This window comes from Bacteroides sp. (assembly GCF_019417265.1).
Taxonomy (GTDB): Bacteria; Bacteroidota; Bacteroidia; order Bacteroidales; family Bacteroidaceae; genus Phocaeicola.
The window spans coordinates 7,540-11,974 of the sequence record NZ_DXVR01000087.1 but is presented as its reverse complement, the minus strand read 5'-3'; the positions used below and the strand labels follow the sequence as shown (position 1 = coordinate 11,974).

9 protein-coding genes are annotated in these 4,435 nt (G+C 35.4%); all 9 read right to left on the bottom strand.

Annotated elements, in window-relative coordinates; all coding sequences use genetic code 11:
• A partial coding sequence (locus QZ379_RS10165; RefSeq protein WP_291564032.1) for a flippase occupies positions 1 to 1,059 on the bottom strand: 1,059 nt, incomplete at its 3' end.
• 216 nt (positions 1,060 to 1,275) lie between these two features.
• Complete coding sequence (locus QZ379_RS10160; protein WP_291564029.1) at positions 1,276 to 1,410, bottom strand: hypothetical protein; 135 nt, start codon at positions 1,408 to 1,410, stop codon at positions 1,276 to 1,278.
• Entirely contained in the window at positions 1,407 to 1,850 is a 444-nt protein-coding gene (locus QZ379_RS10155; protein ID WP_291564026.1) for a hypothetical protein, read from the bottom strand. The genes QZ379_RS10160 and QZ379_RS10155 overlap by 4 nt, the downstream gene beginning before the upstream one ends.
• The gene (locus QZ379_RS10150; protein ID WP_291564023.1) at positions 1,843 to 2,433 is read right to left on the bottom strand and encodes a Panacea domain-containing protein; all 591 of its coding nucleotides are present in this window, start codon (positions 2,431 to 2,433) and stop codon (positions 1,843 to 1,845) included. The genes QZ379_RS10155 and QZ379_RS10150 overlap by 8 nt, the downstream gene beginning before the upstream one ends.
• Before the next feature lie 112 nt (positions 2,434 to 2,545).
• Positions 2,546 to 2,965, bottom strand: coding sequence for a hypothetical protein (locus QZ379_RS10145; RefSeq protein WP_291564020.1), 420 nt, complete (start codon positions 2,963 to 2,965; stop codon positions 2,546 to 2,548).
• 1 nt (position 2,966) lies between these two features.
• The gene (locus QZ379_RS10140; RefSeq protein ID WP_291564017.1) at positions 2,967 to 3,329 is read right to left on the bottom strand and encodes a helix-turn-helix transcriptional regulator; all 363 of its coding nucleotides are present in this window, start codon (positions 3,327 to 3,329) and stop codon (positions 2,967 to 2,969) included.
• Entirely contained in the window at positions 3,308 to 3,718 is a 411-nt protein-coding gene (locus QZ379_RS10135; RefSeq protein WP_291564014.1) for a hypothetical protein, read from the bottom strand. Before QZ379_RS10135 ends, QZ379_RS10140 begins: the two co-directional genes overlap by 22 nt.
• A 16-nt stretch (positions 3,719 to 3,734) precedes the next feature.
• On the bottom strand, positions 3,735 to 3,929 hold the full coding sequence (locus QZ379_RS10130; protein WP_291564012.1) for a hypothetical protein: 195 nt from the start codon (positions 3,927 to 3,929) through the stop codon (positions 3,735 to 3,737).
• Positions 3,930 to 4,205: 276 nt separating this feature from the next.
• Positions 4,206 to 4,435: hypothetical protein (locus tag QZ379_RS10125; RefSeq protein WP_291564009.1), on the bottom strand; the 230-nt coding region annotated here is incomplete at its 5' end.

Below are 4,435 nucleotides of genomic sequence, written 5' to 3'. Positions count from 1 at the left end.
TAATACTTGCTGAGAAGTTACACTTTCTATCATTAATGTAACAATTCTGATAGAAAAAATAATCAAAGGTAATGATGCTGCGGTATATTTACTTCCCGCAAAAAGTATGACAATGTCTTTGCTAATAAGAGAAAGCCCTATAACTAATGGAATACTGAGCATCATATTAGTTGTATACAATTTATTTAAGTAGTCAGTGTATAAATTTTCATCTTTACCTAAATAATAGGACAAACGAGGTAATGAAACATATGTTAATGTAGCCAACAAAACTCTTATAATTTCCATTATGCGTTGACTGACAGAATAATAGGCAACATTATCAGAAGTAGTATATGTACCAAGCATTATTCTATCTAATACAGTATACAGCATTCCGCTATTCTCCAACAGGAGGATAAAGAAAAGAAAAGGAAGCACTTTCTTTATCATCGCCCAGTCGAATGAAAAAGAAAAAACACTGAACTTTGTATATTTCCGGGAGTAGAAGAAACTTATTATATAATTGAGGAAATTCGAGATGGTTACCATCAATGCATATATCCATATATCTTCCGAACTTTTTATAAATATGAATATACACACCACATATATCAGTCTTATGATGGCTGTTTTTATGGCTATGAACCGGAAATCTTCAAAAGCCTCGTTTATCCATTCTGTGTTGAAAAAATTCGATATAAGGTTCAGGCTTAAGATAATAAGCAAAGTGAACATCGAGGAATTGTCATGGAATGCAAAATATGAGAATGCCGCGAAGATAAGAAAGCATATCAGGTTACTTATGATTCCGATGGAGAATAATGCAGAATATGTCTTTCGTACATACTCCTGGTCATCTCTGTTCCTGCTCAGTTCTCTGATCCCATATGTCACTATGCCTAATAGTCCAAACAGGTTGAAATATGAATAAATTGTATTGGCATAGTCATATTCTCCCATGGCTGATGGTGAAAGAACTCTATAAATATATGGAGTTACTATTATAGGTATCACCATGTTGAAAATATTCAACAGGCCTTTGTACAATGAATTTTTTACTATAGATGGTTGTGACATTCCTATCTTTGTATTTCTATTAATATTTCCTTAGATATACACCGCTCCCTTCAAAATATTCTGCTTTAATGTGTTTCTTAGTGAGCTTCTGAAATTAGTCCACTCAATTCCGTATCGTCTGCTCTATATTGCTTCTCTTTCAAGTACTTTACAATATAGCTAATTTCTTGAAGGTTGAAGTTCTCTTCAGGTATGATGAAACTGTCATTCATAATCTTACTCCAAATACATTTCGTAGTTGAAAAACAAATCTATCCCTGCATTATATACCTCGTTCAGTTCCTCATCCGTAAGACGTCTGATAACGGTTTTGCCTTCCTTCAGGTCTGTCAGATATACTGCAACTGTCACAATATTTTCTTGAACTTCCTTTTAACCATCTTTGAGTTCCTAAGGCAATCTAACAGGTCATAAAAGATTTCTTGTTTTAATTTTCCTTGGGCCGAAACTTTTATCTGGTTGTTGGACATTTGCTCTTTGAAAATTTTTGATGGATATGTGTCAATGTCTGCTCCATAAATAAATGTGTTGACCTTAAAACAATAGCCATTGGTTGTAACGGGAGTATCGGCCAAAAATGCATATACATTTACTGCTCTGTCAGGAAGTTCGGTGCATCCTGAAGTTATTGCAACATCGCTTGGTATATGATCTTTAGAAGTTGGCAGTGTTGCCAATATGACCTCATCATTTATATCATTCTTCAGAACAATAAAAAATTTAGGTTTCGGGGTAGCTCCATTCTTAAATAGAAATGGATCGAAATACAACAAATTACCTTCTTCAAACATAGGTCTTCATTATATTGGCGGTCTGTCGTATATCTAAGCTTTCTCTATAAGCTTCAGCTGCTTTTCCGGACAAAAGGTCTGAAAAGTCTATCTGATAATCCGAGTTATTACACTCCCTTTTCTCGAAAGGCTCTATCAGATTATGCGCTTCTGCCACTTTGTGCCACAATGTTCCTTGTTTGTGTGTCTCATTCACAAGTTGGCCGGCTGTCAGCGAACCATATCTTGAAATTATATTGTCCATCATTTCTATTTCACAGTCGGAAAACTCGTCGTCGCAGAATTCGGCTTTAGCTTTTATATAAGTTATCTTACCATCGGCTGTCTGTTCTGTTGTAACATAATCTTTCAACAGATATGGACCGTCGCTTAAATCTATAAAAACGTCTTTAGATACCGGGCCTGCCTGCCACACTTCGTATGGTAAACCTAAAAATGGGACATGATAATGCAAAACCATCTCTTCTTCCATAAGATAAAGAAGTTTCAGCAATTTTGTCTTGCTCAGTTGTGTGGTATTGTTGGCAATGTATATAATCGCATTTCCCAACTTACTTTTAGTATCTTCGGAAAATTTGCACATATTTTTTACAGAATAGTTTTAAATCCTTACCCTCCGGGTATGCTTCGCGGCTACCCCCACATCCCTCCTCTTCCGGTTCAGATGTACAAGATAGTCCGCATTCAGACCAAAATTATTTTTCAGAGATTATAGGCAAGTCATCCTTTATTGCTTCCATAAGATTTATAGGGGGAAGTATTGTGCCTGCCAACAATGTACCTTCTGATTTTGCATGGATGATACCACGCGCAGTTCCGGTTACTATAGTAGCCATATAACGCAAAAAATCTACAGGCACTTTTTTTAATTGTTTAAGTTCTGATGTTCCTTCAGGGCTTATATCGAACGTACATTGAATTTCTGAAGTCATCAAAACATTCTCATCCTGTAAATATTCAAAATTCGAAATACACCGGATACTGTCTAATCTTTCATTATATCCGAATGAAAATGATGTCTGTACGGTTATTTCTCTGCCGTTGATGAATCTTTCCTGGAATAAAGCAAACTGAGTAGTTTTTATTCCGCTAATCCTGTATGGTATTGTTGCCATCTTATGCTGCGTCTTCTATTATGATGTTTGACAATGAGAATGTTGAAAACGGACACTTGTCGGAAAGAACCATAGTGTTTTTATACGATTGTGTTTCATTCTGGATATACTCATCAATATCCGTAAAACAGAATTCCGGAATTTTTCCTATAGCTAATGACAGTTGTATAAACTTACTTAATTTATGGTCAAAATCCCCTGACAATAGCTGGGTGATATACCCCTTAGAACAACCTAAATATTCGGCCAACTGAGTCTTATTGAAATTGTTTTCTTTCATAAAAGCCTCAATCTGACGATATAATTCCATTTGGATTGACGCTGTCCAGTACTCCGGACTTTTCAATAATTCTTTTCTGTCCATTTGATTATCCTTTTGTTGATTCTATATATTCTTTTTTTTATTCTTCTGAAAATAGCTGTGTCATTGTCTTGGTTGGCTTTAGTCCCTCCCAAGATTACAAGTTTGCCTTCATCTATCACTATTCCATAGACTCTTAAATGTTTGCTCTTGAACTCAAACTCCCTATACCCTCCTTTGGCTTTATCATAAAAATGGAATTTGGTTTGTGGCAAGGATCTCAGATTTGCCACCTGATCCATATATGCGTATATAGTTCTTAGTTCCGGTTTATAAGCTTCTTCCAAATCATTCTCGAAATCATCAATCTGGCATATGCCATCTTTAATGAGTTTGTAGAATTTCTGTTTTCCATTTACCGCATCTATGTTTCTGATTTCAAAGTTAGGCATAAAAGTTTAGCTATAACTAAAATGTCGGTTGCTTTTGTATTTTTTTACCATATTCCTTACCCTCCGGGTACGCTTCGCGGCTACCTCCCACATCCTTCCTCTTCCGGTTCAGATGTACAAGATAGTCCGCATTCAGGCCAAAATTATCTACAAAAGTAAGTTTTATTCCCGATATAGCCAACTTAAACAGGGGTTTTCTGCTGTCAGGCATGATAATTCACAGGGAATTTACCATTGTATAAAAAACATGGTTTTCATACGGGATAAACTGTTTATGTCTATGAACAAATCCTTTTTGTAGCTTTGTTACATATTGTAAATGCATATTTTATGAATTCACTGCAGTATGGTTATGAAATGTGTGTGGATTTAATATATTTTAAGCATATTATCTTTGCGCTTTGTGAAAATAATAATGCCAAGAGGGAAAACATGATATTGATTTTCCCTCTTGGCGTTGTCTGTGGTACATGTGGTCATTGATATTCTATTTCAGGAAACTTTTCAGGAGTTCGCTATCCAAATTGAATCTTTCTGCGATTATTTCTGGTGGGATTCCTTGTTCGTATAGCATTTTAGCCATATCTTTTATAACGAGCATCTTCTCGTTTAGTTCCTGATTCTTCTCGTTTAGTTTCTGGTTCTTCTCGTTAATTTCCTGATTCTTCTCGTTAATTTCCTGATTCTTCTCGTTAATTTCCTGATTCTTCTCGTTAA

Bases quoted from the DNA above. Each gene is read 5' to 3' on its own strand.
- QZ379_RS10155 (WP_291564026.1), bottom strand. From the start codon at position 1,850: ATGTTTGAAGAAGGTAATTTGTTGTATTTCGATCCATTTCTATTTAAG.
- QZ379_RS10140 (WP_291564017.1), bottom strand. From the start codon at position 3,329: ATGGACAGAAAAGAATTATTGAAAAGTCCGGAGTACTGGACAGCGTCA.
- QZ379_RS10130 (WP_291564012.1), bottom strand. From the start codon at position 3,929: ATGCCTGACAGCAGAAAACCCCTGTTTAAGTTGGCTATATCGGGAATA.
- QZ379_RS10145 (WP_291564020.1), bottom strand. From the start codon at position 2,965: ATGGCAACAATACCATACAGGATTAGCGGAATAAAAACTACTCAGTTT.
- QZ379_RS10150 (WP_291564023.1), bottom strand. From the start codon at position 2,433: ATGTGCAAATTTTCCGAAGATACTAAAAGTAAGTTGGGAAATGCGATT.
- QZ379_RS10135 (WP_291564014.1), bottom strand. From the start codon at position 3,718: ATGCCTAACTTTGAAATCAGAAACATAGATGCGGTAAATGGAAAACAG.